General features: G+C 60.0%; 22 protein-coding genes. 10 read left to right on the plus strand and 12 right to left on the minus strand.

Features of this window, described 5'->3' with window-relative positions:
• Positions 1-115: 115 nt before the first annotated feature.
• On the minus strand, positions 116-2,614 hold the full coding sequence (gene plsB, locus KW849_RS15315) for a glycerol-3-phosphate 1-O-acyltransferase PlsB (protein ID WP_218430179.1): 2,499 nt from the start codon (positions 2,612-2,614) through the stop codon (positions 116-118).
• 236 nt (positions 2,615-2,850) lie between these two features.
• Between plsB and KW849_RS15320 the strand changes: the two genes are divergently transcribed.
• Positions 2,851-3,060, plus strand: a complete 210-nt coding sequence (locus KW849_RS15320; RefSeq protein ID WP_007954750.1) for a cold shock domain-containing protein — start codon at positions 2,851-2,853, stop codon at positions 3,058-3,060.
• Between the two features lie 135 nt (positions 3,061-3,195).
• Here KW849_RS15320 and KW849_RS15325 read toward each other — a convergent pair whose 3' ends face one another.
• The 4 genes from KW849_RS15325 to KW849_RS15340 all read right to left on the minus strand — a co-directional run bounded on the left by KW849_RS15325 (position 3,196) and on the right by KW849_RS15340 (position 8,416).
• Positions 3,196-3,573, minus strand: a complete 378-nt coding sequence (locus KW849_RS15325) for a hypothetical protein (RefSeq protein ID WP_218430181.1) — start codon at positions 3,571-3,573, stop codon at positions 3,196-3,198.
• A 76-nt stretch (positions 3,574-3,649) separates the two neighbouring features.
• Positions 3,650-4,459 carry a putative RNA methyltransferase gene (locus KW849_RS15330; RefSeq protein WP_218430184.1) on the minus strand — a complete coding sequence of 270 codons (810 nt, stop codon included), beginning with the start codon at positions 4,457-4,459 and terminating at the stop codon, positions 3,650-3,652.
• Positions 4,459-5,610 (minus strand): succinyl-diaminopimelate desuccinylase, encoded by a 1,152-nt coding sequence (gene dapE / locus KW849_RS15335; protein ID WP_218430186.1) that lies wholly within the window; start codon positions 5,608-5,610, stop codon positions 4,459-4,461. The genes KW849_RS15330 and dapE overlap by 1 nt, the downstream gene beginning before the upstream one ends.
• A gap of 214 nt (positions 5,611-5,824) precedes the next feature.
• Positions 5,825-8,416 carry a glycosyltransferase gene (locus KW849_RS15340; protein ID WP_218430188.1) on the minus strand — a complete coding sequence of 864 codons (2,592 nt, stop codon included), beginning with the start codon at positions 8,414-8,416 and terminating at the stop codon, positions 5,825-5,827.
• A 209-nt stretch (positions 8,417-8,625) separates the two neighbouring features.
• Between KW849_RS15340 and tcdA the strand changes: the two genes are divergently transcribed.
• Positions 8,626-9,444 (plus strand): tRNA cyclic N6-threonylcarbamoyladenosine(37) synthase TcdA, encoded by an 819-nt coding sequence (gene tcdA, locus KW849_RS15345; RefSeq protein WP_218430190.1) that lies wholly within the window; start codon positions 8,626-8,628, stop codon positions 9,442-9,444.
• Positions 9,445-9,497: 53 nt separating this feature from the next.
• Here the strand turns inward: tcdA and KW849_RS15350 are convergent, their stop codons facing one another.
• From KW849_RS15350 to KW849_RS15365, 4 genes are all read right to left on the minus strand, one after another.
• Entirely contained in the window at positions 9,498-9,905 is a 408-nt protein-coding gene (locus tag KW849_RS15350) for a SufE family protein (RefSeq protein WP_218430191.1), read from the minus strand.
• On the minus strand, positions 9,902-11,107 hold the full coding sequence (locus KW849_RS15355) for an aminotransferase class V-fold PLP-dependent enzyme (protein ID WP_218430193.1): 1,206 nt from the start codon (positions 11,105-11,107) through the stop codon (positions 9,902-9,904). Before KW849_RS15355 ends, KW849_RS15350 begins: the two co-directional genes overlap by 4 nt.
• A 160-nt stretch (positions 11,108-11,267) precedes the next feature.
• Entirely contained in the window at positions 11,268-12,302 is a 1,035-nt protein-coding gene (gene dapD / locus KW849_RS15360) for a 2,3,4,5-tetrahydropyridine-2,6-dicarboxylate N-succinyltransferase (protein WP_218430195.1), read from the minus strand.
• Between the two features lie 32 nt (positions 12,303-12,334).
• A complete protein-coding gene (locus KW849_RS15365; protein WP_371319146.1) occupies positions 12,335-12,643 on the minus strand; it encodes an arsenate reductase in 309 nt (102 codons plus the stop codon).
• Between the two features lie 320 nt (positions 12,644-12,963).
• Between KW849_RS15365 and KW849_RS15370 the strand changes: the two genes are divergently transcribed.
• Positions 12,964-14,652 carry a sensor histidine kinase gene (locus KW849_RS15370; protein ID WP_218430198.1) on the plus strand — a complete coding sequence of 563 codons (1,689 nt, stop codon included), beginning with the start codon at positions 12,964-12,966 and terminating at the stop codon, positions 14,650-14,652.
• 70 nt (positions 14,653-14,722) lie between these two features.
• Here the strand turns inward: KW849_RS15370 and dapC are convergent, their stop codons facing one another.
• The 3 genes from dapC to map all read right to left on the minus strand — a co-directional run bounded on the left by dapC (position 14,723) and on the right by map (position 19,629).
• Positions 14,723-15,922 carry a succinyldiaminopimelate transaminase gene (gene dapC / locus KW849_RS15375; protein ID WP_218430200.1) on the minus strand — a complete coding sequence of 400 codons (1,200 nt, stop codon included), beginning with the start codon at positions 15,920-15,922 and terminating at the stop codon, positions 14,723-14,725.
• Positions 15,923-16,102: 180 nt separating this feature from the next.
• Positions 16,103-18,805, minus strand: a complete 2,703-nt coding sequence (locus KW849_RS15380; RefSeq protein ID WP_218430202.1) for a [protein-PII] uridylyltransferase — start codon at positions 18,803-18,805, stop codon at positions 16,103-16,105.
• 41 nt (positions 18,806-18,846) lie between these two features.
• Positions 18,847-19,629 (minus strand): type I methionyl aminopeptidase, encoded by a 783-nt coding sequence (map, locus tag KW849_RS15385; RefSeq protein ID WP_108216654.1) that lies wholly within the window; start codon positions 19,627-19,629, stop codon positions 18,847-18,849.
• 370 nt (positions 19,630-19,999) lie between these two features.
• Between map and rpsB the strand changes: the two genes are divergently transcribed.
• The 7 genes from rpsB to ispC all read left to right on the plus strand — a co-directional run bounded on the left by rpsB (position 20,000) and on the right by ispC (position 26,060).
• Positions 20,000-20,737 (plus strand): 30S ribosomal protein S2, encoded by a 738-nt coding sequence (rpsB, locus tag KW849_RS15390; protein WP_008052780.1) that lies wholly within the window; start codon positions 20,000-20,002, stop codon positions 20,735-20,737.
• A gap of 189 nt (positions 20,738-20,926) precedes the next feature.
• Positions 20,927-21,790 carry a translation elongation factor Ts gene (gene tsf / locus KW849_RS15395; protein ID WP_218430204.1) on the plus strand — a complete coding sequence of 288 codons (864 nt, stop codon included), beginning with the start codon at positions 20,927-20,929 and terminating at the stop codon, positions 21,788-21,790.
• A 210-nt stretch (positions 21,791-22,000) separates the two neighbouring features.
• Entirely contained in the window at positions 22,001-22,744 is a 744-nt protein-coding gene (gene pyrH, locus KW849_RS15400) for a UMP kinase (RefSeq protein WP_108216656.1), read from the plus strand.
• Positions 22,741-23,298, plus strand: coding sequence for a ribosome recycling factor (gene frr / locus KW849_RS15405; RefSeq protein ID WP_218430206.1), 558 nt, complete (start codon positions 22,741-22,743; stop codon positions 23,296-23,298). Before pyrH ends, frr begins: the two co-directional genes overlap by 4 nt.
• Positions 23,299-23,311: 13 nt before the next feature.
• On the plus strand, positions 23,312-24,067 hold the full coding sequence (uppS, locus tag KW849_RS15410) for a polyprenyl diphosphate synthase (RefSeq protein WP_108216658.1): 756 nt from the start codon (positions 23,312-23,314) through the stop codon (positions 24,065-24,067).
• On the plus strand, positions 24,067-24,873 hold the full coding sequence (locus KW849_RS15415) for a phosphatidate cytidylyltransferase (protein WP_218430208.1): 807 nt from the start codon (positions 24,067-24,069) through the stop codon (positions 24,871-24,873). Before uppS ends, KW849_RS15415 begins: the two co-directional genes overlap by 1 nt.
• Positions 24,870-26,060, plus strand: a complete 1,191-nt coding sequence (ispC, locus tag KW849_RS15420; protein ID WP_218430209.1) for a 1-deoxy-D-xylulose-5-phosphate reductoisomerase — start codon at positions 24,870-24,872, stop codon at positions 26,058-26,060. The genes KW849_RS15415 and ispC overlap by 4 nt, the downstream gene beginning before the upstream one ends.
• Positions 26,061-26,113 lie beyond the last annotated feature (53 nt).

The raw sequence follows: 26,113 nt of genomic DNA on the forward strand, positions 1-26,113 counted from the left end.
GAAGTGTGTTCTCAAGTTTCGGTGGTTTCTAAGGAAAGAAGCAATGAGTGACTATTCCTTCGCCCTCCGCCAGGGATATTGAACTGTCAAGTCCTGAGAGGGCGAATTTGCAGTGCTACTGGAGGATTTTAGTGTTCTGCTCTGCCGCATCTTCACTGCGATGCAACGCCACCTGACGGATCGACAAGCGAATCTCCGCCGGCAACACCCGTTTGGCCGCGCCTTCGGCCAGTTCACCGAGCAGTTCGTGATAGCTCAGCTTGCCCGCTCCATCGCGCTTGAGCACGTCGAGGTCGAGCATGGTCTGGATGAAGTGGCGGAACAGGCTCTTGTCGAAGAATTCCGGGGCGTTCAGGCCGTGCAGGATCGACAGGCGCTGGGCCATGACCGTGCACAGGTCTTCCAGTTCTTCGGCGCTGATGCTGTTCTGCCCGCTGTTGAGCAGCAGGGACACGGTCATGTAGAAGCGCTGCAGGGTTTGCGCGATGCTTTTCGACAGCAGCGTCAGCAACACGAAATGCCGGGAGCTGGGTGCCGGGCGCAGGTACACATTGTTCTCGAAACGCAGCAGTCCTTGCTCGACGAACGCCTCCAGCCACTGGTCGATCACCGCATCCAGTTCGTCCAGCGACCAGCGAATGAACAGCTCCGCTTGCAGGTAGGGATACAACGCGCGGGTGTAGCGCAGGATCTGTTCGCGGCTCATGCGCGATGCACTCTGGAAGAAGCTCGCCAGCAGCGCCGGCAAGGCGAAGATGTGCAGCACGTTATTGCGGTAGTAGGTCATCAGGACGGCGTTCTGCTCGTCCAGATAGAGAATCTTGCCCAGGGCATCGCTCTGCTCGGACAGCAGGTCCATGTCCTTCACGTGCTCGATCAGGGCGCGACCATCGCCGTCCGGCAGGGTGGTGTGTGGCGAGTACGGGACCTTGCGCAACAGTGCCAGATACAGGTCGAGCACTCGTGCCATGGCGCGGTCGTCCAGGGCCAGGCGGCTGGTGGACAGCAACGCCAGTGCCACCAGGTTGACCGGGTTGATCGCCGCCGCTTCGTTCAAGTGCCGGGCGACTTTCTCGCCGAGGCGGTTGGTGGTTTCGTTGAGCCAGGCGGGTCTGAACTGCGGGCCGAGGTCCTGTTGGCGCCAGTCCGGCTGTTCGCCGTCGAGGAACTCAGCCAGCTTGATCGGCTCGCCGAAGTTCACCGCCACCTGGCCGAAGCGCTGTTTTAATGCGCCGATGACTTTGAAAATATCGAAGATCGATTCTTTTTTCTTGGCCGCACCGCGCAACTCGCCGAGGTAGGTCCGGCCTTCCAGCACGCGCTCGTAGCCGATGTATACCGGCACGAAGACGATGGGCATGCGCGACGAACGCAGGAAACTGCGTAGGGTGATCGCCAGCATCCCTGTCTTCGGTTGCAGCATGCGCCCGGTGCGCGAACGGCCGCCCTCGACGAAGTACTCCACCGGGAAGCCCTTGGTGAACAGGGTGTGCAGGTATTCGTTGAACACCGAGGTGTACAGCGGATTGCCCTTGAACGTGCGGCGCATGAAAAAGGCACCGCCGCGACGCAGCAGGCCGCCGATCACCGGCATGTTCAGGTTGATGCCGGCGGCGATGTGCGGCGGGGTCAGGCCGTTGCGGAATAGCAGATAGGAGAGCAGCAGGTAGTCGATGTGACTGCGGTGGCACGGCACGTAGATCACTTCGTGACCCTGGGCGACCTCCTGCACGCCTTCGATGTGGTTGACCCTGATGCCGTCGTAGATCTTGTTCCAGAACCAGCTCAGCACCACTTCCATGAAACGGATCGCAGTATAGGTGTAGTCCGAGGCGATTTCGTTGCCGTAGCGTAGCGCTTGAGCTTTGGCTTTCTCCGGCGAGATGTTCTCGCGTTCGGCTTCGTCGAGGATCGCTTGTTTGACCTGTGGCTGGTTGAGCAGGCCTTTGACCAGGTTGCGGCGGTGGGAAATGTCCGGGCCGATCACTGCGGCCTTCAGGTTGCGGAAATGCACACGCAGGATGCGCTGGGCCATGCGCACGGTGCGCTCGTGGCCCTTGTCGTGCTCGATCAGTTCACGCAGGTGGATCGGCGCGGAGAACTGCACGCGGGTCTTGCGTCCCAGCACGATGATGCTCAGCAAGCGACGCAGGCGCCCGGTAACGGCCCAGCTGTCGGCGAACAGGAGTTTCCACGGGCTGTTTTCGCTGTCCGGCGACTGGCCCCAGAACACGCTGACCGGGATGATCTGCGCATCTTCGGCGGCGTTCTGGCTCAGGGCGCTGACCAGGCGGGTCAACGTCGGCGGTGCACCGCGCTTGTCCTGTCGGCCGAGCCAGTCCGGGTCCGGCGTCAGGTAGAAGAATGCGGCGGGTTCCAGCAGGTTGCCCACCGATACCGGCAGCACCGGGCGTGGCAGGCCGGCCTTGCTGCACTCGGTGTCGACCACGGCGAGGTCGGTCAGCGAAGGGTTTTGCAGGACGTAGAACACCGGACGACTGCGGTCGAGGTTGAGGGTGAACGACGACTGGTTGATCGTCTCGGAGCGAACCCAGAGGTACAACAGTCGGCGCAGGGTGCCAAACACAAGACGGCGAAACGGGGAGCGGGTCATACGGCTTCTGCGTGAGTGAATAAAACCGAGCGTTTGCTTGGGAGGGCGATAGTGTGCCGGATTCATCGAAAATCGGCAAAAAAGCGCGAAAGTAAACTCCTGTTGAGAGTTTTAACGTCTGTCATATACTCGGCGCTCTGTCGCCGTTGCCCTCATGGGACCGGTATGCGCAGGCTGACGTTCCCGAGGCTTTCCTGCGAAAAGCCCGATCAATAATAAAAAGGGAGTATGAACAAATGGCAACACGCGAAACCGGCAACGTGAAGTGGTTCAACGACGCCAAGGGCTACGGCTTCATTCAGCGCGAGGACGGGGTGGACGTGTTCGTGCACTACCGCGCGATTCGCGGCGAAGGCCACCGTTCCCTGACCGAGGGCCAGCAGGTTGAATATGCGGTGGTGGAAGGGCAGAAGGGGTTGCAGGCTGAGGATGTTGTAGGTCTGTAAACCCCACGCAAAAACCACTGTAGGAGCGAGCTTGCTCGCGAAGAACTCAAGGACACCGCGTTTTTGCTGAATTGACGCGTTATCGTTGACGACCATCGCGAGCAAGCTCGCTCCTACAGGGGCGGTGTTCAGGCTTTATGCAGTTTTCCAGGTGATTTCTTCTTCACCGTCGGCGCTGATGCGAATCCAGCGATCCGCCGTCTCCTCACCTTCCTCCTCGACCCAGCTACCCGGTGCGCAACGCACTTCGACGTTCAGTGCGGCAAACGCGGCACGGGCGCAGGCGATGTCGTCGTCCCATGGGGTCTGGTTGCTTTCCAGGTACAGGCTGTTCCATTTGCCGACGGCTTTTGGCAACCAGGTCACTGGCACGTTGCCGGCCTTGCACTTGTAGGTCTGGCCCTTCTGGACCCAATCCGTGCACGGGCCCAATGCCGCACCGAGCCAGGCGGAAATGGCCTTGTGGTCGACGTCGGCGTCTTTCAGGTAAATCTCGATATCGGGTTGGCGCATGGATGTCCTCACTGCGGGTCTGAAAAATCCATTCGCGGATTTAGCCGGCCTTGGGCACTCGCCCGAGACCAAAAGGTTATTGAAGAACGAAATAATCGTAGCGCATTGACACCGTGGTCTCGAACGGCTCGGCCTGCTCGATTACCGCCGCACGACGTTCGGAACTGGCGCGCCAGCCGTGGGGCGTCATGGCCAGCAGGTTGGCGCGGTCCTGCGGCTTGTCCAGCGTCAGCTTGAACGTCAGCGTCTCGCTGTGCGCCAGCGCCATGCCTTCCGGCACCAGGTCCAGGTGTTTGTCGTCAATGTATTCACGGACTTCGTCGTACAGCCGTTCACGCAGTTCCATCAGGTGGCCGCTGGTCGGCCCGACTTTCATCAGACCGCCGCCGACGCTGAGCAGGCGTTTGGCTTCTTCCCAATCCAGCGGGCTGAAGACGCTCGCCAGGAACTGGCAACTGCCGGAAGCCAATGGCACCCGCGCCATGCTGGCGATCAACCAGGTGAGCTTGGGGTTGCGTTTGCAGGCGCGTTTGACGGCTTCGCGGGAGATGTCCAGCGCGTAGCCATCAGCGTCCGGCAAGGCCTCGGCGATCTGCGCGGTGTAGTAACCCTCGCCGCAACCGATATCGACCCAGCGGGCCGGCGCGTAACCGGCCGCCAGCTGCGCCAGACGCTTGGCCACCGGGGCGTAGTGCCCGGCATTCAAAAAATCGCGGCGGGCTTCGACCATGGCCTGGTTATCCCCAGGGTCGCGGCTGTTTTTGTGCTGCACCGGCAACAGATTCAAATAACCCTGGCGCGCACGGTCGAAACGATGCCCGGCGGGGCAGGCCACGCCGTTGTCCACCGCGTTCAGCGGTTCACTGCAGATCGGACACGCGAGCATCAGGCGAGCAACTTGATCAGGGTCTGGTAGTAGATTTCGGTCAGCACGTCGAGATCCGCTGCCAGCACACGCTCGTTGACCTGGTGGATGGTCGCGTTGACCGGGCCCAGCTCAACCACTTGGGTGCCCATGGTTGCGATGAAGCGCCCGTCTGAGGTGCCACCGCTGGTGGAGGCTTTTGTTTCGCGACCGGTGATGTCCTTGATGCTCGACGATACCGCGTCCAGCAACGCGCCCGGCTCGGTGAGGAACGGCAGGCCGGACAGGGCCCAATCGACGTGCCAGTCCAGGCCATGCTTGTCGAGGATGTCGGCCACGCGTTTTTGCAGGCCTTCGACGGTGGACTCAGTGGAGAAGCGGAAGTTGAACACCGCCACCAGGTCACCCGGGATCACGTTGGTCGCACCGGTGCCGGAGTTGACGTTGGAGATCTGGAAACTGGTCGGCGGGAAGAAGTCGTTGCCGTGGTCCCAATGCTCGGCGGCAAGTTCCGCCAAGGCCGGGGCGGCGAGGTGGATCGGGTTCTTCGCCAGGTGCGGATAGGCCACGTGGCCCTGCACACCGCGCACGGTCAGCTTGGCGCCGAGGGAGCCGCGACGGCCGTTCTTGACCACGTCACCCACCAGGGTGGTGCTCGACGGTTCGCCGACGATGCACCAGTCCAGACGTTCCTTGCGCGCAGCGAGGCGTTCGATCACGGCCTTGGTGCCGTGGTGCGCCGGGCCTTCTTCGTCGCTGGTGATCAGAAACGCGACTTTGCCCTTGTGATTCGGGTAGTCGGCGACAAAACGCTCGGACGCGACGGTCATGGCGGCGAGGCTGCCTTTCATGTCGGCGGCGCCACGGCCGCAGAGCATGCCGTGTTCGTCGATCAGCGCGTTGAACGGCTCGATCTGCCAGGCAGACACCGGACCGGTCGGGACCACGTCGGTGTGGCCGGCGAAGCACAGTACCGGACCGTCGTCCTGGCCGTGGGTGGCCCAGAAGTTATCCACATCTTCGATGCGCATCGGTTCCAGGGTGAAACCGGCATCGCCCAGGCGCTGCATCATCTGCTTCTGGCAATCGGCGTCGATCGGCGTCACGGACGGACGGCGGATCAGGTCGATGGCGAGTTGGAGGGTCGGCGAAAGGTCGGCGTGGGCCGTCATGGAAAACTCCGGAAGCTGTAAATGTGTAGGAGCGAGCTTGCTCGCGATGGACGTTAACGATAACGCGTGCGATCTGAACAACCGCGTTGCCCTTGCGTTTCTCGCTCGCTCCTACAGGTATTGGGTCTGGCCCTTAAGCCAAGCCCTGCAAAATGGCGGTTATCTTAAAGCAAAACGGCGACCGTTGGCCGCCGTTTAGTGCATCCGCACAGATTTAGACGACAGGTGCCGTTTCAGGCTCGGCGGTCGGTTTGGGCAGCGACGACAGGAACGCCATGATCAGCGCCGCGACGTACGGCAGCGACTGCACCAGCAGCATGGTGACCCAGAAGCGCATGTCATTGCTCGGCAGGCCTTGCACCAGGAAGATTCCCAAGGCCGCGGCCCACAACAGCAGCATGATGAACATCTCTTCCCGGGCTTCCGAAATCGCCACCCAGAAGCCGTGGTTGTCGGCATTCTTCGGCGTACGGAAGAACGGAATGCTGCTGGTGAAGAAACCGTACAGCACGGCTTTGGCAATAGTGTGGGACAACGCCAGACCGGCCAGCGCCGCGCAGAAGGCATCCTTCAAGTTGACCCCGACCGCTCGGCGGTAGAGGAAGATGATCTTGGCGACCTTGAACACGAACAGCGCCAATGGCGGGATCGCGAAAATCAGCAGCGGCGGATCGACCCGGTGCGGCACGATGATCATCGCCGCCGACCACAACAGCGCACCGACGGTGAAGAAGATGTTCATGCCGTCCGCCACCCACGGCAACCAGCCCGCGAGGAAGTGGTAGCGCTGGCCACGGGTCAGTTCGGTGTCTTTGCCGCGCAGCAGGCTGGCGGTGTGACGCTTGATGATCTGAATCGCTCCGTAGGCCCAGCGGAAACGCTGCTTCTTGAAGTCGATGAAGGTATCGGGCATCAGGCCTTTGCCGTAGCTGGTGTGGTAATACGCCGCCGACAGGCCTTTTTCGAATACCCGCAGACCAAGCTCGGCGTCTTCACAGATGCACCAGTCGGCCCAGCCCAGCTCTTCGAGCACCGAGCGACGGGTCATGGTCATGGTGCCGTGCTGGATGATCGCGTCACGGTCGTTGCGGGTGACCATGCCGATGTGGAAGAAGCCTTTGTATTCCGCGTAGCAGAGCTTCTTGAAGGTGCTTTCGTTCTGGTCGCGGTAATCCTGCGGCGACTGCACCACGGCGATTTTCGGGTCGGCGAAGTGCGGCACCATGTGCTTGAGCCAGTTGCGGTCGACGCAGTAGTCCGAGTCGATCACGGCAATGACTTCGGCATCCTTGGCAGTGTGCGGAATCAGGTAGTTCAACGCGCCGCCCTTGAAGCCGGCCAGCGGTGCCACGTGGAAGAACTTGAAACGCGGGCCGAGGGTTGCGCAGTAATCGCGCACCGGTTCCCAGACCGCCGGGTCCTTGGTGTTGTTGTCGATGATCAGGACTTCGAAGTCCGGATAGTCGAGGTTGGCCAGGGCGGTGAGGGTCTGTTTGACCATCTCCGGCGGCTCGTTGTAGCAGGGCACGTGAATCGACACTTTCGGGCGGTAGCTGGAGTCGCCTTCCACCGGCAGGAACTCCCGGCGGCGCTTGTGCACCCACACCGCTTCGGCCAGTTCATGGGCTTCGGTCAGCAGTACGATAAACACCCCTAGCGCACCGAGGGCGAGCAAAAAGCCCACTGTCAGGCTGAACCAGGTGCTGTATTGCTGGCTGTAGTCGTAACCGATCCACACCAGCACCGAACCACAGAGGAAGGCAACGAAGGTCAGGAAGGTGCGGCCACGCTGGCGCAGGGCCGAGCCGTCGATCATCAGCAGGGTCAGCGACAACAGCGCCAATACCACCGAACCAATGGCCAACACGCGCCATTGTGGAATCGCCACCACCGGGCCTTCGAAGTTGAACTTCTGCTGGCGCGCGGCGTTGAACACGCCCCAATAGGCGCCGACAGAACCTTCGTCGCTGGCTTTCCACGGCTGGTCAAACGCTTCGATCACGAAGTAGTTGAAGCCCTGGCGGTTGAGTTTGTTGACCAGGGTTCGCAGGTAGATCGCCTGGTCCGCCGGGGAGGCATCGGCGCCACCGCGCATGCGGCCGTTGCTCGGCCAGCCCACTTCGGACAGCAGCAGCGGCTTTTTCGGGAACATCTTCTTCAGGTCGCGGGCGCGGTCGAGGACGAACTGCCCGGCCTTGTCCATCGGGATGAACTCCCAGTAAGGCAGGATGTGCGCGGCGATCAGGTCGACGTGTTTGGCCAGTTCCGGGTGTTCTTCCCACACGTGCCACTGCTCGGACGTGGTTACCGGCACCTTCACGGCGGCACGCACGCGATCGAGCATGACGCTGAGTTCCTTGGCAGTGATTTCCTTGCGGAAAATCGCTTCGTTACCGACCACCACGCGAACCACGCTGCGCGAGGAGTTGGCGATTTCAATGGCACGGGTGATTTCCCGTTCGTTGCGTTCCTGGTCCGGGCTGATCCAGATCCCCAGGGTTACCCGCAAGCCGAACTCTTCCGCCAGTTTCGGGATGTTTTGCAGGGTGCCATCGACCGAGTAGATGCGGATGTTGTCCGTCAGCTTGCTCATGATCTCCAGGTCGCGACGCATTTGATCGTCGGTCGGGTACTGGTCTTTCTGCGGGAACTGGCCCTGCTGGAAAGGCGAGTACGAGAAACCGGAGATCTGTTCAGGCCAGTTGGGGGCGGTGACCGGGCGGTTGATCAGCGCCCAGAAGCCGGTAAACAAGGCAGCGATGGCGAGCACCACGACCAGGTTGAGTCCAAATTTACGCGATGACATAGTTATTTCGGGTTCCAAAGACTGTGGAACGAAGGAACGGTTGGCGGTCGCCAAGGGGCGCGCATCCTACACCGGGCATTCTCTGGTCGTACAGCGGACAGGGAATTGCCGGACATTGGGCAATCTGGTTTCGCTAAAGTTCTTTCGCTTTTTCCTATAACTGATTTTGTCTTCAACTCGCCATATAATGCCCGCCGGTTTTTGGGGTAATGGTCATGAGTACAGAAGATCCGCGATTTGCAGGCATCGCCCGTTTGTATGGCATCGAAGGTCTTGAGCGCCTGCGCGCGGCCCATGTGGCGATCGTCGGTGTCGGTGGCGTCGGTTCCTGGGCGGCGGAAGCCATGGCCCGTTGTGGTGTCGGCGAGATTTCGCTGTTCGACCTCGACGACGTCTGCGTCAGCAATGCCAACCGCCAGCTGCATGCGCTGGACAGCACGGTGGGTAAGCCCAAGGTCGAGGTGATGGCCGAGCGTCTGCGCGGGATCAACCCGGACTGCACGGTGCACGCGGTGCCTGACTTCGTTACCCGCGACACCATGGCCGAGTACATCACGCCGAACATCGACTGCGTGATCGACTGCATCGACAGCGTCAACGCCAAGGCCGCGCTGATCGCCTGGTGCAAGCGCCGCAAGATCCAGATCATCACCACCGGCGGCGCGGGTGGGCAGATTGACCCGACGTTGATCCAGGTCTGCGACCTGAATCGCACGTTCAATGATCCGCTGGCCTCGAAAGTACGCTCGACACTGCGCCGCGACTACGGCTTCTCACGCACCGTGACCCGCCATTACAGCGTGCCGTGCGTGTTTTCCACCGAACAACTGCGTTACCCGAAACCGGATGGCAGCATTTGCCTGCAGAAAAGCTTTGTCGGTGATGGCGTGAAGCTCGACTGTGCTGGCGGGTTTGGCGCAGTGATGATGGTGACGGCGACCTTCGGCATGGTCGCGGCGACCAAGGCTGTGGACAAGATCGTGGCGGGTGTGCGGCGGCCGGCGGATCGCATCAAACCTCAAATTTAATGGCGATGCCCCCTGTAGGAGCTGCCGAAGGCTCGGGCCGCGTTCGGCAGCTCCTACACTCCGCTCAGGCTCCGCATCCGCTGAAGCACCGCATTCAAGCCATTACTGCGCGACTCGGACAACTGCCGCCCCAACCCCAACTGATTGAACCAGTCCGGCAAATCCACCTGCTGCAACTCGGCCGCCGATAATCCATTGACCCGCGCCAGCAATAACGCCACCAACCCGCGAATCAGCCGCGCATCGCTGTTGGCGCTGAACTGCCAATGGTCATCGTGCAATTCGCCCACCAGCCACACCTGGCTTTCACAGCCGTGCACCCGGTTGGCATCGCACATCTGCGCATCACTCAAGGCTGGCAGACGCTCGCCCCATTGCATCAGCAGGCGTGCGCGCTGTTCCCAGCCGGCCGCTTTCTGAAAGGTCTCGAGTGCCGTCACGGCATCGACAGGCAAGTTCATCGCAATAGCTCCAGCGCCTGATCCAGGGCTTCAAAGAACCGCTCCAGGTCTTCGGAATCGTTGTACAGCGCCAACGACACCCGAATCGCCCCGGCCAGTTGAAAGCTTTTGAGCAGCGGCATGGCGCAGTGATGGCCGGCACGCACCGCGATTCCTTGTTCGGTCAGCAAATGCGCGAGATCGGAGTTATGCACACCTTCGACAGTGAAACTGGCCAGCGCCACTTGCGGCTTGCCCAGCAGGCGAATGCCATTGCGTGCCTCCAGGCCCTTGAACAGACTGGCATGTAGCGCCGCTTCATGGGCGGACACGGCGTCCTGATCGAGCCCGGTGAGGTAATCCAGGGTCGCTCCCAGGCCGATCACACTGGCAATCGGTGGCGTTCCGGCCTCGAAGCCCAGCGGTGCCGGGCGAAAGCGTGCGTCGTGATAATTGGCATCGAGCACCATTTCGCCGCCGAACTGCCAGGGACGCAGCTGTTGCAGCGCTGTATTGCGCCCGTACAGCACGCCCAGGCCATCGGGGCCGTAGAGCTTGTGACTGGAAAACACATAGAAGTCGCAGCCCAGCGCTTGCACGTCGTGGCGGCCATGGACTACGCCCTGGGCGCCATCGATCACGGTCAGGGCGTTGTGCGCCTTGGCCAGTGCCAGCAATTGAGGTAGCGGTTGCCACGCACCAATCACGTTGGACAGTTGACTGACGGCCAACAGACGCGTGCGTGGACCGATCAAACCGGTGGCGGCTTCGAGGTCGATCACGCCGTCGGCATCCAGCGGCAGGATCACCAGTTTCAGGTCGCGACGGTGCGCCAGTTGCTGCCACGGCAGCAGGTTGGCGTGATGCTCCAGGGCGCTGATGGCAATCTCGTCGCCTGGATTGAAAAGATGTTCCAGGCCATAGGCCAGGAGATTCAGCGCGGACGTCGCGCCGTGGGTAAAGATGATCTGCCCGCGATCGCCGGCATTGAGCCATTGCGCGACTTTGCGGCGGCTGTCCTCGAACGCCTGGGTGGCGTGGGCGCCGGGCAAATGCTGCGCCCGATGCACGTTGGCCGCGCCGTTGGCGTAGTAATGCGCCAGGGCATCCAGCAGGGCTTGAGGTTTTTGCGTGGTGGCAGCGTTGTCCAGATAGGTCTGGCCTTGCCGTTGCAGGGCGGCGATGGCCGGAAAATCGGCGCGCCAGGGAGAGAGAATCATCATGTGTTCAGCCCTGTGAACTTGGGCGGGTGTACACCAGACCCCTGTAGGCGCGAGCCTGCTCGCGATGGACGTGAACGATAACGCGCATTATCTGGATAAACGCGTTGCCCTTACGTTTTTCGCGAGCAGGCTCGCGCCTACAGGTGAACTCGTGTGACGCTTAGTTGTGAGCGTGCAGTGCTTCGTTCAGTTCGATCGCCGATTTGTGGGTTTTGCATTCCACGGCACCGGTTTGCGAATTGCGACGGAACAGCAGGTCGGTCTGGCCGGCCAGTTCACGGGCCTTCACGACTTTGACCAGCTGACTGTTCTCGTCCAGCAGCGCGACTTTAGTGCCGGCGGTCAGGTACAGGCCCGACTCGACGGTGTTGCGGTCGCCCAACGGGATACCGATACCGGCGTTGGCGCCGATCAGGCAGCCTTCACCGACCTTGATCACGATGTTGCCGCCGCCCGACAGGGTGCCCATGGTCGAGCAGCCGCCGCCCAGGTCCGAACCCTTGCCGACGAATACGCCAGCGGAAACGCGGCCTTCGATCATGCCCGGGCCTTCGGTGCCGGCGTTGAAGTTGATGAAGCCTTCGTGCATCACGGTGGTGCCTTCGCCCACGTAAGCGCCCAGGCGCAGACGCGCAGCGTCAGCGATACGCACGCCGGCCGGAACCACGTAGTCGGTCATTTTCGGGAATTTGTCCACCGAGAACACTTCCAGCAGCTCGCCGCGCAGGCGGGCTTCGAGTTGCAGTTCGGCCAGCTCGCTCAGGTCGACCGCGCCCTGGCTGGTCCAGGCCACGTTTGGCAGCAACGGGAAGATCCCGGCCAGGTTCAGGCCGTGTGGCTTGACCAGGCGATGGCTCAGCAGGTGCAGTTTGAGGTAGGCCTCCGGGGTGGACGACAACTGGGTGTCTTCGGCCAGCAGGGTTGCGACCAGCGGCTTGTGACTCTCGGCCAGACGGGTCAGCAGGGCAGCCTGGGCAGCGTCGACGCCTTTGAGGGCTTCGGCCAGTTGCGAGGCCTGGGCGGTGCTGAATGCGATGGCCTGATTGCCTTCGGTGTAGCCCAGGATCGGTGCGATAGCGGCGACGACTTCAGCCGATGGATTGAGTGCCGGGGCGGCGTAGAACACTTCCAGCCATGCGCCTTGACGGTTTTGAGTGCCGACGCCGAAGGCCAGGCTGAACAGGGTAGTAGACATGTTGATACCTCTAACAAAATGGAACGGGCTGCTTACTTGAGCGCGGCCGCGTAGATATCTGGCTTGAAGCCAATCAGGGTTCGGTTACCGAGATCGAGCACCGGGCGCTTGATCATCGAGGGTTGTGCGAGCATCAGTTCGATGGCTTTCGTCTGGTCGAGATCGGCTTTGCGTTCGTCGTCGAGCTTGCGAAAGGTCGTGCCTGCACGGTTCAACACCACTTCCCAGCCGTGCTCGCTGCACCATTGGGTGAGGTGTTCACGGTCGATACCGACCGCTTTGTAATCATGAAAGTCATAGCTGACAGCGTGTTCATCGAGCCAGGTGCGCGCCTTTTTCATGGTGTCGCAGGCTTTGATGCCGAAAAGGTGCAACGTTTTGCTTGAAACGGTCAAGGAATCGCCCCCTTTGCAGGTGCCGTAAATATAAAGGTGACGGATTATGCCATGGGCATTGAGTTAAAACGCAAAACCTGTGGAAGCAAGCACGCTCAGGTTGTCGCCTGGAAGCAAGCTCAAGCGCAGGGTCTACACTGCTGTGGGACTTCACATTGGTTCTTTGGCGGCGAAGCGGCCCTTGCGGTTCATTTCACGCCTTAAGCGTCGAGCAGCGCCGGAGTGTGCCCTTGGCAAGTGCCATACCGGCCGGAAAGGATGCCAGCATGCCGCTACCCAAAAAAGGAAACAACCTCCTGACATTGCCGTCTGCCGTCGCGGGCCTGCAAGAAATTCTCCGTGCACCGAAAAACATGACAACCCCGGATACTCGCACGGGAGCCCCGTTTCCGCTCAGATGGCTGGCCGTCGGATTGGTGTTCACGGTTGTGGTACTGCTCACCATGCTTTGGTTCGCGTTCGATTCGTTTCGCAGTGTCACAACGGTGCAACTGCGTGATTTGCATCTTCAGGAACTGAGCGGACGCATCGTCCACCTGGACGAGGTGCTAACCATGTCCGCCCGCATGGCGGCCACTACAGGGGACTTGCAGTGGGAGCGCAGATACCGCCAGTTCGAGCCCAAACTGGATTCCATCATCAAAGAAACGATGCAGCTCACGAGCCTGTCCGAAAGCGCCGAGGCAACCAAACAGACGGACGCAGCCAATCTGAAATTAGTCGACATGGAGAACCAGTCCTTCGCGCTGGTTCGGGCCGGCCAGCCCGGCCAAGCAAAAATCATTTTGTTTGGCGAAGCGTATGAGGCGCAAAAAAAAATCTATGCAGAGGGGATCCTCCGACTCGTGCAGTTCATTCAGGAAGACCTCGCCGCGAGCCAGCGCGACAAGCGTAACCAGGCGATTTTTTTTGTCACCGCTGCACTGCTTTCCATCGTCTTTTTATTCGTCACCTGGCTATTGGTCTGGAGCAAATTGCATAGGTGGCGCGCAGACCAGGCGGCCAACTTCGCCGCGCTCGCAAAGGCGGAAGCGGCGCTCCAGATTGCCCACGACGATCTGGAACAACGGGTAAAGGAACGCACCGAGCAACTGGAGCAAATGCATCAACGGTTACTTGAGGCTTCGCGCAATGCGGGCATGGCCGAAATCGCCAACAACGTGCTGCATAACGTCGGCAATGTCCTCAATAGCGTGAACATCTCGGCCGAACAGGTCAGCCGCAAGATGCACGCCTCCAAATCCCAAGGGCTCGCCAAGGCGGTCCAACTGATAAACGAGCACGCTGCAGACTTGGGCGATTTTATGACCTGTGACGAGAAGGGCAAGTTGCTGCCGGGCTACCTGAACCAGCTGGTAGAGGCATTGGCGGCAGAACAACAGAGTATTGTCGAAGAGCTTGGGCAATTGACCAATAGTGTTGACCATATCAAGGATATCGTCGCCACCCAGCAGTCTTATGCGGGCGTGTCCAGCATAGTCGAACCGTTGCAGATAACCGATTTGCTTGAGAAAGCCCTGCGCATGCAAACAGGGACGCTCACGCGCCATCAGATCACGGTGGTGAAGGAGTTTGCCGAAGTGCCTGTGCTTATGCTGGATCAGCATAAGGTGTTGCTTATCCTGATCAATCTGATCAGTAATGCCAAGCATGCGATGGCTCACTTGGTCGACCGCCCCCGCAAGATGACACTGAGCGTGGATGTCATGGACAAGGGCAGCTTACGGGTTTGCGTGAAGGACGAGGGCGAAGGGATTGCGCCGGAGAACCTGGCCCGGATGTTTGCCCATGGCTTCACTACCCGCAAAGACGGTCACGGATTCGGCCTTCACAGTAGCGCTTTGGCCGCGATGGAGATGGAGGGCACCCTGACAGCTCAAAGCGACGGACCAGGCAAAGGGGCAATCTTTACGCTTGAAATACCGCTCAATTCAGCGGTAGGTCGAACTCCTTGAAGCGATGGCAGGCGTCAACCATCCAAACTCGGCCAGGTGAAGTAACACCTGGCCCTGAGCGGCGGCGCAGTTATTTGCGGCGCTGGATGAACGCGCGAATCCGCTCGGCAGCTTCGACACATTCGGCAAGCGGAGCAACCAGTGCCATGCGTACACGCCCGGCACCCGGGTTGACGCCATCCACATCTCGCGACAGGTAAGAACCCGGCACCACGGTCACGTGTTCCTGCTCGAACAGGTCGCGGCAGAAGGCGGCGTCGTCACCGGCTACATTCGGCCACAGGTAGAAGCTGCCATCCGGCCGCTGTACGTCCATGACCGGGCTGAGGATTTCCAGAACCGCATCGAACTTCTCGCGATACAGCGCACGGTTGGCGCGCACATGCACCTCGTCATTCCACGCGGCAACACTGGCCAGTTGTGTTTGAACCGGCATCGCGCAGCCGTGGTAGGTGCGATAGAGCAGGAAGCCCTTGAGAATGTCGGCGTCACCGGCGACAAAGCCCGAACGCAGTCCCGGCAGGTTCGAGCGCTTGGACAGGCTGTGGAACACCACGCAACGCTTGAAGTCCTTGCGACCCAGTTCTGCGCAAGCGCTGAGCAGGCCTGGCGGCGGGGTTTGTTCGTCGAAGTACAGTTCGCTGTAACACTCATCGGCGGCAATCACGAAGTCATACTCGTCGGCCAGGGCGATCAGCTTTTTCAGGGTTTGCACCGGAATCAAAGCACCGGTCGGGTTGCCTGGCGAGCACAGGAACAGGATTTGGCAGCGTTTCCAGATGTCTGGCGACACGGCGTCGAAATCCGGGTTGAAGCCGTTTTCGTCCAGGCACGGCAGGTAATGCGGCTTGGCCCCGGCGAGGAACGCCGCGCCTTCGTAGATCTGATAGAACGGGTTCGGGCTGACCACCAGCGCGTCATCGCCACGGTTGACCACGGTCTGCGTGAAGGCGAACAGCGCTTCGCGGGTGCCGTTGACCGGCAGTACGTTGCGCGCCGGGTCGATCCAGCCTTTGGGGACATCGAAGCGACGTTCGCACCATGCTGCGATGGCTTCGCGCAGCTCCGGGATACCGAGGGTGGTCGGGTACACGGCCATTTTTTCCAGATTGTCGGCCAGGGCCTCGGCGACAAAGCTTGGCGAACGGTGTTTCGGCTCGCCGATGGACAGCGCGATCGGGCGCTTGTCCGGGTTGGGCGTCACGCTGCCGAGCAGGGCGCGGAGTTTCTCGAACGGGTAGGGCTGGAGCTGGGACAGGGCGTTGTTCATCAATGTATCTCGTTCGGTGTGGGAACGGGCAAGCCCTGTTTCCTGTAGGCGCTGGCTTGCCAGCGATGGTCGTCAACGATAACGCGTGCTTACTGGGTAAGCGTGGCGCTTTTGATTCCTTCGCTGGCAAGCCAGCTCCTACAAAGGGCAGGTTCGCCCCCCGGATAGGGGTCGGTTGATTCAGATGCTGATGCGCGTCAGTTTGATATCGGGTTCCTGGTTGACGCTCAGTTGTTCGACGATCGCATCCTGCAGGCGGCTGCACAGCAGCGGGTCGGACAGCGGCTGGTTGTTGGCGTCGGTGATGAAAAACACGTCTTCCACGCGCTCACCGAGGGTGGCGATCTTGGCGTTTTGCAGCGACAGATCGAACTCCAGGAAAATCGTGCCAATCCGCGCCAGCAGGCCCGGGCGGTCGGGCGCCGTGAGCTCCAGTACCGTCACCTGGCGCTGTGCGTCGTTGTGGATCGTTACCTGCGGCGCAAAGGCGAAATGCTTGAGCTGACGTGGAACCCGGCGTTGGATGATGGTCGGGTAGTCGTCCGGGTTGCGCAGGGCTTCGGTCAGACCGTCACGGATTTGCTTGATCCGCGCCGGGTTATCGCCGATCGAGTCGCCGTCGGTGTCGAGCACGATGTAGGTGTCGAGGGTGAACTGGCTGGTGGAGGTGATGACCCGGGCGTCGTGAATGTTCAGGTTGAGCTGGTCCATCGCGGCCACGGTCACGGCAAAGAAGTCGTGCTGGTCGGGGGCGTAGATGAAGATTTGCGTACCACCTTCAAATTCGCGCTGGGTGGTTTCCTTGATCAGTACCAATGGCCCGCCGTCGGCCGGTTGCTGGAGGATCGCGTCGCTGTGCCAGGCCACGTCGCCGGCGGTGTGGCGCAGGAAATAGTCATCACCCAACTGCGCCCACAGTTGCTCGACATCGTCCGGGTCGGTGCCGCCGCGCACCAGGATATCCAGGGCGGCGCTTTGGGTCTGACGGATCTGTTCTTCGCGGTCCACCGGGTTCTCCAGGCCACGACGCAGGGCGCGCTTGGTCTCGGTATAGAGCTGGCGCAGCAGGCTGGCGCGCCAGGAGTTCCACAGGGTCGGGTTGGTGGCGTTGATGTCGGCGACGGTCAGCACATACAGATAGTTGAGGCGGGTTTCGTCGCCGACGATCTGGGCAAAATCGTGGATCACCTGCGGGTCGGACAAGTCCTTGCGCTGGGCTGTAGTCGACATCACCAGGTGGTTTTGCACCAGCCACACGATCAGGCGGCTGTCCCACACTGGCAGATGGTGGCGCTGGCAAAAGGCCTCGGCATCCACGGCGCCGATGTCCGAGTGATCGCCATGCCGGCCTTTACCGATGTCGTGGTACAGGCCGGCCATGTAGATCAGCTCGGGTTTGGGCAGCTTGCCCATGAGCTTGCTGGCCAGCGGGAATTTTTCCGACACCTGGGTGTACTGCAACTTACGCAGGTGTTTGATCAGGTTCAGGGTGTGCGCGTCGACCGTATAGATATGGAACAGGTCATGTTGCATCTGCCCGACGATAAAACCGAATTCGGGCAGATAACGCCCAAGGATGCCGTAACGGTTCATTCGCCGCAGGTTGCGGTGGATACCGATCTTGCATTTGAACAATTCGATAAACAGGCTGGTGTTGCGAATATCGTTGCGGAAGTCGTCGTCGATCAGGTGACGGTTCTCCCGCAGCAGACGAATGGTGTCGGCGCGCACGCCCTTGATTTCCGGCTGCTGGGCCATCAGCACGAAGATTTCGAGCATGGCGAACGGCGTGCGGCGGAAGACGTTGTCGTTGCGTGCTTCGATGTAGCCGTCATGCAGCTGGAAGCGCGAGTTGATCGGCTGCGGCGGCGCTTGGTCTTCCGGTGCGAGGATGACTTCCTCGAAGTGCTGGATGATCAGGTCGCTGAGCTGGGCGATGCTCATCACCACCCGGTAATACTGCTGCATGAAATTTTCGATGGCTTGCTTGGCGTCGTCGCCTTTGAAACCCAGCAGTCCGGCAATGGTGCGCTGGTGATCGAACAGCAGGCGGTCTTCGGAGCGGCCGGCGAGCATGTGCAGGGCATAGCGAACCTTCCACAGGAACTCCTGGGAAGAGGCGAGCAGGGCATTTTCACTCTCGACCAGGAATCCTTCGCCCGCCAGTGCCCGCAAGTTCAGGGTGCCGTACTCGCGACGGGCCACCCACAGGATCGTCTGGATATCCCGCAGGCCGCCGGGCGAGCCTTTGACGTTGGGTTCCAGGTTGTATTCGGTGTCGTTGTACTTGTGGTGGCGGGCCTTTTGTTCGGCACGCTTGGCCAGGAAGAAGTCCTTGCTCGGCCACATGTGCGCGGTGCTGGTGGCGTCCAGCATGCGCTGGCGCAAATGCTCGGGGCCGGCGATGGTGCGGCTTTCCATCAGGTTGGTGACAACCGTCAGGTCGGCACGGGCTTCGACGGCACACTCGTCGACCGAGCGCACGCTCTGACCGACCTCCAGGCCGATGTCCCACAGCAGCGTCAGAAAACGCTCGATGGAATCGCGGAAAACTTCATGGTCGGCGCTGTCCAGCAGGATCAGCAAATCGATATCGGAGTAAGGATGCAATTCACCACGGCCGTAGCCGCCGACCGCAACCAGCGCGATGTCGGCGTCCTCGCTCCAGTTGAACTGATCCCAGGCTTTTTGCAGGATGTTGTCGACGAACCAGGCGCGATCCTCGATCAGCCGGCGAATGTCCCGGCCGCTACGAAAGCGCGCGTCAAGCACCTCGCGGGCCTGGCGGATCGCCTTCTTGAAGGCCGCGATCGGGCTTGCCTTCAGGGCCAGCTCAGCCTGGAACTGGCCACGGTCGAAGAGTTCGGGATCCACCTGTGGCATCGATTGGCTTTCCTTTCTGTAGGCGATGTACGGTAACGGGATCAGGCCGAAACGCGAGGGATGGTGTCATCGCTGCGCAGGGTGAAGATCTCGTAACCGGTTTCGGTCACCAGCAGGGTGTGCTCCCACTGTGCCGAGAGCTTGCGGTCCTTGGTGATCGCGGTCCAGCCGTCGCCCAGTACCTTGGTGTCGGCACGGCCCTGGTTGATCATCGGCTCGATGGTGAAGGTCATGCCGGCCTTGAGTTCCATGCCGGTGCCCGCGCGGCCGTAGTGCAGAATCTGCGGCTCTTCGTGGAACACCTTGCCGATACCGTGGCCGCAGAACTCGCGAACCACCGAGAATCCGTTCTTTTCAGCGTGCTTCTGGATGATTTCGCCGATGTCGCCCAGGCGGCAGCCGGGTTTGACGATTTCAATCGCCTTGTACATGCATTCCTGGGTCACCTTGGACAGGCGCTCGGCCCAGACCGGCACGGTGCCGACGTGGAACATGCGGCTGGTGTCGCCGTGGTAACCGTCCTTGATGACGGTGACGTCGATGTTCAGGGTATCGCCATCTTTCAGCGGCTTGTCGTTCGGGATGCCGTGGCAGACTACGTGGTTGATCGACGTGCAGATCGACTTCGGATAGCCCTTGTAGTTGAGCGGGGCAGGGATGGCTTTCTGCTCGTTGACGATGTAGTCGTGGCAGATCTGGTCCAGTTGGTCGGTGGTAACGCCCGGCTTGACATATTCGGCAATCATTTCCAGCACATCGGCGGCCAGTTTGCCGGCGATACGCATTTTGGCAATATCCTCGGGGGTTTTGAGGGTGACGGTCATACAGGCTCTCTCTGCGCCAGGCGGCGCTTTCTAAACGGAAAGGGCATTGCGCGATCGATCTTCGCAGCCCTGAAAATGCGATTCTACCAGACGATCAGCGCAAATCCGCGCCTGTGTGCATCGCTTCTCTCTATAGAATGGTGCATTCTTGGCGGATTCCAAGGGATGGAACAAAGCGCCCGCCAGGATTTCAGAATCCGGGTTTCGTTTTGCCCTGCCTTGTGATATAAAATGCGCCGCTTTCCGGGGATGTCCCGAAAAGCCTAAATCCACACACGTGTCGACACGATGACCTGGGTGCCTTCAGCTGATGCTGCTGGTTGGTCATTGGGATACGTGGAGGCCAAACCCGACTTATTAAGGAACTATCATGTCCCAAGTCAACATGCGCGATATGCTGAAGGCCGGTGTGCACTTCGGTCACCAGACCCGTTACTGGAACCCGAAAATGGGCAAGTACATTTTCGGCGCGCGTAACAAGATCCACATCATCAACCTTGAAAAAACCCTGCCAATGTTCAACGAAGCTCTGACTTTCGTAGAGCGTCTGGCCCAGGGCAAAAACAAGATTCTGTTCGTCGGCACCAAGCGTTCCGCTGGCAAGATCGTTGCTGAAGAAGCAGCACGTTGCGGTTCGCCGTACGTCGATCACCGCTGGTTGGGCGGCATGCTGACCAACTTCAAGACCATCCGTGCTTCCATCAAGCGTCTGCGTGATCTTGAAGTTCAAGCAGAAGACGGTACTTTCGCCAAGCTGACCAAGAAAGAAGCGCTGATGCGCACTCGTGACCTGGAAAAGCTGGATCGTTCCCTGGGTGGTATCAAGGACATGGGCGGTCTGCCAGACGCTCTGTTCGTTATCGACGTTGATCACGAGCGCATCGCGATCACCGAAGCCAACAAGCTGGGCATCCCGGTTATCGGCGTAGTCGATACCAACAGCAGCCCGGAAGGCGTTGACTACATCATCCCAGGCAACGATGACGCAATCCGCGCTATCCAGCTGTACATGGGTTCGATGGCTGACGCTGTCATCCGCGGTCGCAACAATGTTGCCGGCGGCACCGTTGAGTTCGCAGCTGAAGAAACTCAGGCTGCAGCTGAGTAATTGACGCCCTGGCGTTGACTCAGTAAGCAAAAAGGGGGCTTGGCCCCCTTTTTGCCACCTCGAAAACCATTTGTCGGCGCCCACTGCTCTATCTGTAACGTGCGGCAGCTAACAAGGGTGGTTCGGGAAGAATTGATCGCCCGTTCGATCGGGTGGAATGGTTGAAAACCTATCCAAGAGGATTTTGAAATGGCAGAGATTACTGCAGCGTTGGTCAAAGAACTGCGCGAGCGTACCGGCGAAGGCATGATGGATTGCAAAAAGGCCTTGACCAAGGCTGGCGGCGACATCGAGAAAGCCATTGATGACATGCGTGCTTCGGGCGCCATCAAGGCTGCCAAGAAAGCCGGCAACGTTGCCGCTGAGGGCGCAATCGCTCTGAAGGAAGACGGTAAATCCGCCGTTCTGCTGGAAGTGAACTCGCAGACCGACTTCCTGGCCCTGCAGGACGACTTCAAGGAATTTGTTGCAGCAAGCGTTGAAAAAGCGTTCGCCGACAAGTTGACTGATGTTGCTCCGCTGATCGAAGCTCAAGAAACTGCTCGCCTGGTACTGGTCGGCAAGGTTGGCGAAAACGTCAACATCCGTCGTCTGGTACGCGTTGAAGGTGACGTTGTCGGTGGCTACCTGCACGGCAACAAGATCGGTGTTGCAGTTGTCCTGAAAGGCGGCAGTGTTGAGCTGGCCAAGGACATCGCTATGCACGTAGCGGCTACCAATCCTGAATTCCTGCTGCCATCGGAAGTTTCCGCTGAAGCGATCGAGCGCGAGAAAGGCGTGTTCCTGACGCTGAACGCTGACAAGATCGCCGGCAAGCCGGAAAACATCGTTGAAAACATGGTCAAAGGCCGTATCAGCAAGTTCCTGGCCGAAGCCAGCCTGGTTGAGCAGGCTTTCGTCAAGAACCCTGAAATCAAGGTCGGCGAGCTGGCCAAGAAAGCCGGCGCTGAAATCGTTTCCTTCACTTACTTCAAAGTAGGCGAAGGCATCGAGAAGCCAGTGGACAACTTCGCAGAAGAAGTTGCTGCCCAGCTGGCTGCCGCCAAGCAATAAGACGGTTTTTTAACTGTCGCCCAGAAGAGGCTGCCCGCTCACGCGCGCAGCCTCTTTTCAGATGGGGCACCAATTTTTAATTGGTTTCCGTTTGGAACTGACTTACAAAGCCATGTTCCGATGGCGCTGAAGCAGCGCCAAGCTAGATTGAACGCCAGCTGTAAACAGCTCGCAAAGAATTTTTAAAATACGCCGCAGGAGAGATTCGCAATGGCTCAGCAGGGCAGTGGTTATCAGGCTCGCTATAAACGCATTCTACTCAAGCTTAGCGGCGAGGCCCTGATGGGCTCGGAAGAGTTCGGGATCGACCCGAAAGTTCTGGATCGCATGGCATTGGAAGTTGGCCAACTGGTCGGCATCGGTGTTCAGGTCGGTCTGGTCATCGGTGGTGGCAACCTGTTCCGCGGCGCGGCGCTCAGCGCGGCGGGCATGGATCGGGTTACTGGCGACCACATGGGCATGCTGGCCACTGTGATGAACGCCCTGGCAATGCGCGACGCGCTGGAACGTGCCAATATCTCGGCCATCGTGATGTCGGCCATTTCCATGGTAGGCGTGACCGATCACTACGATCGCCGCAAGGCCATGCGCCACTTGAACTCCAAGGACGTGGTGATTTTCGCGGCCGGTACGGGTAACCCGTTCTTTACGACGGATTCGGCTGCCTGCCTGCGTGCAATCGAAATCGATGCCGATGTCGTGCTCAAGGCGACCAAGGTCGATGGCGTTTACACCGCTGACCCGTTCAAAGACCCGCATGCCGAGAAGTTCGATCATCTGACCTACGATGAAGTGCTGGATCGCAAGCTGGGAGTGATGGATCTGACGGCCATTTGCTTGTGCCGCGACCACAAGATGCCGCTACGCGTATTTAACATGAACAAGCCCGGCGCCCTGCTGAACATCGTGCATGGCGGCGCTGAAGGAACCCTGATCGAGGAAGGCGAACAATGATCAACGAAATCAAGAAAGACGCTCAAGAGCGCATGCGCAAGTCCGTGGAATCGCTGGCGCACAATTTCGGCCGCATTCGTACCGGCCAGGCGCACCCGAGCATCCTGGAAGGCGTGATGGTTCCGTACTACGGCGCCGACACCCCGATCAAGCAAGTGGCCAACATCACCGTCAAGGACGCCCGTACCCTGCAAGTCGTCGCCTTCGAGCGCAACATGTTGGGTGCTGTCGACAAGGCGATCGGCAGTGCTGGTCTGAACCTGAACCCGACCAACCTTGGCGAGTTGCTGCTGATCAGCATGCCGGCGCTGACTGAAGAAACCCGACGTGGCTTCACCAAGCAGGCTCGTGACGTTGCTGAGGATGCCCGTGTAGCGGTGCGCAACATCCGTCGTGATGCCAACAGCCAGCTCAAGGATCTGGTCAAGGAAAAAGAAATCAGCGAAGACGAAGAGCGTCGCGCCACTGGCGAGATTGACGATCTGACCAAGAAGTTCGTGGCCGAAATCGACGCGAAGCTGGCAGAGAAAGAAAAAGACCTGATGGCCGTATAAGGGTCGCGTTTTCATGGAAAAGACCAAGCAGACTGCACCGTCCGCGGTGCCGCGCCATGTCGCGATTATCATGGATGGTAACAATCGCTGGGCGAAGAAGCGCTTTATGCCGGGTGTCGCCGGGCATAAAGCGGGTGTGGATGCGGTACGTGCGGTCATTGAGGTTTGTGCCGAGGCCAAGGTCGAAGTGTTGACCCTGTTCGCCTTTTCCAGCGAGAACTGGCAGCGTCCGGCCGATGAGGTCAGCGCCTTGATGGATCTGTTCTTCAGGGCACTGCGTCGTGAGGCCAAGCGCCTCAACGACAACAACATCAGCCTGCGCATCATTGGTGACCGCTCGCGTTTTCATCCGGAACTGCAGGCTGCCATGCGTGAAGCCGAGGCCATGACGGTTGGCGCCAATCGTTTTATCCTGCAGATCGCCGCCAATTACGGCGGTCAGTGGGATATCGCGCAAGCTGCGCAACGACTGGCGCGAGAAGTTCAGGCCGGGCACTTGCGTCCGGAAGACATCACGCCTGGACTGCTGCAGACCTGCCTGGTCACGGGCGACCTGCCGTTGCCGGACCTGTGTATCCGTACCGGTGGCGAGCACCGCATCAGCAACTTCCTGCTCTGGCAACTGGCCTATGCCGAGTTGTATTTTTCCGACCTGTTCTGGCCGGACTTCAAACACGATGCCATGCGCAATGCGCTGGCCGATTTCGCTTCCCGCCAGCGCCGCTTCGGTAAAACGAGCGAGCAGGTCGAGGCTGGAGCCCGGGTTTAATGCTTAAACAACGAATCATCACCGCGCTGATCCTGCTGCCGATTGCCTTGTGCGGGTTTTTCCTGCTTGAGGGTTCCGGTTTTGCACTGTTCATCGGTCTGGTCGTAACCCTGGGTGCCTGGGAGTGGGCGCGCCTGGCGGGTTTCGCCGCTCAGGCGTTCCGCGTCGGCTATGCCGCTGTGGTCGCATTGATGCTGTTCCTCATGTACATCCTGCCCGGCCTCGCGCCTTGGGTGTTGGGCGCTTCGGTGTTGTGGTGGGCGGTGGCGACGTACCTGGTGCTGACCTATCCGCATTCGAGCGAGCATTGGTCCAATGCGGCGACCAGGTTGGTGATCGGCCTGTTGATTCTCCTGCCGGCCTGGCAAGGCCTGGTGCAGATCAAACAATACCCGCTGGGTAACTGGCTGATCATGGCGGTGATGGTGTTGGTCTGGGGGGCCGATGTTGGCGCCTACTTCTCTGGTCGTGCTTTCGGCAAGCGCAAGCTCGCACCGCAGGTCAGTCCGGGCAAAAGCTGGGAAGGCGTGTACGGTGGTCTGGCGCTGAGTCTGGTGATTACCGCAACGGTTGCCCTGGTGCGCGACTGGACGGTGGCCGAACTGCTCAAAGGGCTGATCGGTGCCGCGCTGATCGTGTTCATTTCGGTGGTGGGCGACCTCACTGAGAGCATGTTCAAGCGCCAGTCCGGGATAAAGGACAGCAGCAATCTGCTTCCGGGGCACGGCGGCGTGCTGGATCGCATCGACAGCCTGACGGCAGCGATACCGGTATTTGCCGTGCTGCTGTGGATGGCGGCCCCATGAGCCGCTCGCAACAGATTACCGTTCTGGGTGCGACCGGCTCGATTGGCCTGAGTACGCTCGACGTCATCGCTCGCCATCCTGACCGTTATCAGGTCTTTGCCTTGAGTGGCTTCACCCGCTTGAGTGAATTGCTGGCGCTTTGCGTGCGCCATGTGCCGCGATTTGCTGTCGTGCCCGAGGTCGCTGCTGCCCGCACCTTGCAAGATGATTTGCGCGCGGCAGGTCTTTCGACCCGTGTTCTGGTGGGTGAGGAAGGTTTGTGTCAGGTGGCTTCCGATCCGGAAGTCGATACGGTCATGGCGGCCATCGTCGGTGCAGCGGGATTGCGCCCGACACTGGCGGCGGTCGAGGCTGGCAAGAAGATCCTCCTGGCCAATAAAGAAGCACTGGTCATGTCCGGCGCGCTGTTCATGCAGGCGGTGCGCAAGAGCGGTTCGGTGTTGTTGCCGATCGATAGCGAGCACAACGCGATTTTTCAGTGCATGCCGCTGGATTATGCCCGTGGCCTTGAGGCGGTCGGTGTACGTCGGATTCTGCTGACAGCTTCCGGCGGTCCGTTCCGGCAGACGCCAATGGCTGAACTGGCGCATGTTTCTCCCGATCAGGCGTGTGCGCACCCGAACTGGTCCATGGGGCGAAAAATCTCCGTTGACTCGGCCAGCATGATGAACAAGGGGCTTGAGTTGATCGAAGCCTGCTGGCTGTTCGATGCCAGGCCATCCCAGGTCGAGGTGGTGGTTCACCCGCAAAGTGTGATCCATTCGCTGGTCGACTACGTCGATGGTTCTGTTCTGGCGCAATTGGGTAATCCTGACATGCGCACGCCCATCGCCAATGCCCTGGCCTGGCCGGAGCGGATTGACTCGGGTGTGGCACCGCTGGATCTGTTTGCCATTGCGCGGCTGGACTTCCAGGCACCGGATGAAGAGCGTTTCCCTTGCCTGCGTCTGGCCCGTCAGGCAGCCGAGGCGGGTAACAGCGCGCCGGCAATGCTCAATGCGGCGAACGAAGTAGCGGTGGCGGCATTTCTCGACGAACGGGTTCGTTACCCGGAAATCGCGAGTATCATCGAAGAAGTATTGAATCTGGAGCCCGTAGTGGCAGTGGGTGATCTCGAGGCAGTGTTCACGGCAGACGCGAAGGCGCGATTGCTGGCTGGACAATGGTTGAGTCGTCACGGGCGGTAAATGCTGCGGATAGTTGACCCAGGCAGCAGCGGATCGGATTGCGGAGAAAGTAG

The organism is Pseudomonas sp. PDM26 (assembly GCF_019219185.1).
Taxonomy (GTDB): Bacteria; Pseudomonadota; Gammaproteobacteria; order Pseudomonadales; family Pseudomonadaceae; genus Aquipseudomonas.

Coding starts and splice junctions, on each gene's coding strand:
- plsB (WP_218430179.1), bottom strand. CDS start 2,614: ATGACCCGCTCCCCGTTTCGCCGTCTTGTGTTTGGCACCCTGCGCCGA.
- KW849_RS15320 (WP_007954750.1), top strand. CDS start 2,851: ATGGCAACACGCGAAACCGGCAACGTGAAGTGGTTCAACGACGCCAAG.
- KW849_RS15325 (WP_218430181.1), bottom strand. CDS start 3,573: ATGCGCCAACCCGATATCGAGATTTACCTGAAAGACGCCGACGTCGAC.
- KW849_RS15330 (WP_218430184.1), bottom strand. CDS start 4,459: ATGCTCGCGTGTCCGATCTGCAGTGAACCGCTGAACGCGGTGGACAAC.
- dapE (WP_218430186.1), bottom strand. CDS start 5,610: ATGACGGCCCACGCCGACCTTTCGCCGACCCTCCAACTCGCCATCGAC.
- KW849_RS15340 (WP_218430188.1), bottom strand. CDS start 8,416: ATGTCATCGCGTAAATTTGGACTCAACCTGGTCGTGGTGCTCGCCATC.
- tcdA (WP_218430190.1), top strand. CDS start 8,626: ATGGTCATGAGTACAGAAGATCCGCGATTTGCAGGCATCGCCCGTTTG.
- KW849_RS15350 (WP_218430191.1), bottom strand. CDS start 9,905: ATGAACTTGCCTGTCGATGCCGTGACGGCACTCGAGACCTTTCAGAAA.
- KW849_RS15355 (WP_218430193.1), bottom strand. CDS start 11,107: ATGATGATTCTCTCTCCCTGGCGCGCCGATTTTCCGGCCATCGCCGCC.
- dapD (WP_218430195.1), bottom strand. CDS start 12,302: ATGTCTACTACCCTGTTCAGCCTGGCCTTCGGCGTCGGCACTCAAAAC.
- KW849_RS15365 (WP_371319146.1), bottom strand. CDS start 12,643: ATGAAAAAGGCGCGCACCTGGCTCGATGAACACGCTGTCAGCTATGAC.
- KW849_RS15370 (WP_218430198.1), top strand. CDS start 12,964: ATGCCGCTACCCAAAAAAGGAAACAACCTCCTGACATTGCCGTCTGCC.
- dapC (WP_218430200.1), bottom strand. CDS start 15,922: ATGAACAACGCCCTGTCCCAGCTCCAGCCCTACCCGTTCGAGAAACTC.
- KW849_RS15380 (WP_218430202.1), bottom strand. CDS start 18,805: ATGCCACAGGTGGATCCCGAACTCTTCGACCGTGGCCAGTTCCAGGCT.
- map (WP_108216654.1), bottom strand. CDS start 19,629: ATGACCGTCACCCTCAAAACCCCCGAGGATATTGCCAAAATGCGTATC.
- rpsB (WP_008052780.1), top strand. CDS start 20,000: ATGTCCCAAGTCAACATGCGCGATATGCTGAAGGCCGGTGTGCACTTC.
- tsf (WP_218430204.1), top strand. CDS start 20,927: ATGGCAGAGATTACTGCAGCGTTGGTCAAAGAACTGCGCGAGCGTACC.
- pyrH (WP_108216656.1), top strand. CDS start 22,001: ATGGCTCAGCAGGGCAGTGGTTATCAGGCTCGCTATAAACGCATTCTA.
- frr (WP_218430206.1), top strand. CDS start 22,741: ATGATCAACGAAATCAAGAAAGACGCTCAAGAGCGCATGCGCAAGTCC.
- uppS (WP_108216658.1), top strand. CDS start 23,312: ATGGAAAAGACCAAGCAGACTGCACCGTCCGCGGTGCCGCGCCATGTC.
- KW849_RS15415 (WP_218430208.1), top strand. CDS start 24,067: ATGCTTAAACAACGAATCATCACCGCGCTGATCCTGCTGCCGATTGCC.
- ispC (WP_218430209.1), top strand. CDS start 24,870: ATGAGCCGCTCGCAACAGATTACCGTTCTGGGTGCGACCGGCTCGATT.